Source organism: Nodularia chucula CCY0103 (assembly GCF_963923915.1).
In the GTDB taxonomy this organism is placed as follows: Bacteria; Cyanobacteriota; Cyanobacteriia; order Cyanobacteriales; family Nostocaceae; genus Nodularia; species Nodularia chucula.
Window position 1 is genome coordinate 1 of the sequence record NZ_CAWUOL010000186.1, and the last position, 1,394, is coordinate 1,394.

Consider the following 1,394-nt stretch of genomic DNA (forward strand, 5'->3'; position numbering starts at 1 on the left):
AACTACTATACCTGAATATGTAAAGTTTTGTAACGAGATTCAACATTTCTGGGTAAAACCTATACTATGGCTGCAAGGACAGTATCAAACTTCTCTGGTAAACCCATCGCCATATTAGTTCGAGGTACTCCAGAGACAGATTTGAATGCTTTACTTCAGCAAAGTTTATTCATCCAAAGTGTGATTGCTATTTTGGCTTTAGTGATAGATGTGGGATTAGTCATTCTTTTGGGGAGAGCAATAGCTTATCCAGTTAAACTTTTACAAAAAACGACTCAGGAATTTTCCGCAGGTAATCTCCAGGAACGCGCAGAAATTATTGCAAATGATGAAATAGGAGACTTAGCCACAAGTTTTAATTACATGGCTGATGAACTTGCACAAAGAGAACAAACTATTCAGCAGCAAATGCAAGAACTTCAAGATACTTTACAAAAATTAAAAGATAAGCAAACCCAGTTGATTCAAACTGAAAAAATGTCCAGTTTAGGACAAATGGTAGCTGGAATTGCTCATGAAATAAATAATCCGATTAATTTTATTGCGGGCAATATTAATTATTTGCAAGAATATATTACTATTTTATTGGATATTTTGCAAAAATATCAGCAAGAATATACTCAACCTCCATTATCTATTCAAGAAACTCTAGAAGATATAGATATGGATTTTTTGGCAGAAGACTTGCAAAATATTAATCATTCCATGCAGATAGGGAGTGAACGAATTATCCAATTAGTGAAATCTCTCCGTAATTTTTCGAGATTAGATGAGTCTGAGTATAAAGAAGTAAATTTACATGAAGGAATTGACAGTACCCTATTGATTCTTAGTCATAAGCTCAAAAAACAAAAAGTATGTATTCAAGTAATTAAAGAATATGGAGATTTACCTTTATTAAAGTGTTATTCTAGTCAAATTAATCAAGTATTTATGAATATTCTCAGTAATGCTATTGATGCTCTTCAGGAAAGAAGCACTGAAGATTCACTATTTACTCCCCAGATTACTATTTGCACTGACCAAGTTGAAAGTGAATGGGTAGCAATTCATATTAACGATAATGGTGTAGGGATAAAAACAGAAGTCCACTCGAAGTTATTCGATCCCTTTTTTACTACCAAACCCATAGGTAAAGGTACAGGTTTGGGACTATCTATTAGTTATCAGATAGTTGTAGAACAACATGGTGGTAAACTCGCGTGCTATTCTGAAGCCGGAAAAGGAACAAAATTTGTGATTGAACTACCTATTAAGTAAGTATCGTAGTGTGCGTCAGGATGAAATCTTTAACGCACCATTTTCAGGCTTCTACCCCACTCCCTACTCCCTACTCCCTACCAGGGTTAGCGCGTCTCAAACCCTATTGACAGTGGGATTCTAGGAGAGGATTG

1 protein-coding gene is annotated in these 1,394 nt (G+C 35.0%); it reads left to right on the forward strand.

Annotation, left to right across the window (positions count from 1 at the left end):
• The first annotated feature begins 66 nt into the window (after nucleotides 1-66).
• The gene (locus tag ACM0OP_RS24105; protein WP_414530934.1) at nucleotides 67-1,260 is read left to right on the forward strand and encodes a sensor histidine kinase; all 1,194 of its coding nucleotides are present in this window, start codon (nucleotides 67-69) and stop codon (nucleotides 1,258-1,260) included.
• Nucleotides 1,261-1,394: the final 134 nt, after the last annotated feature.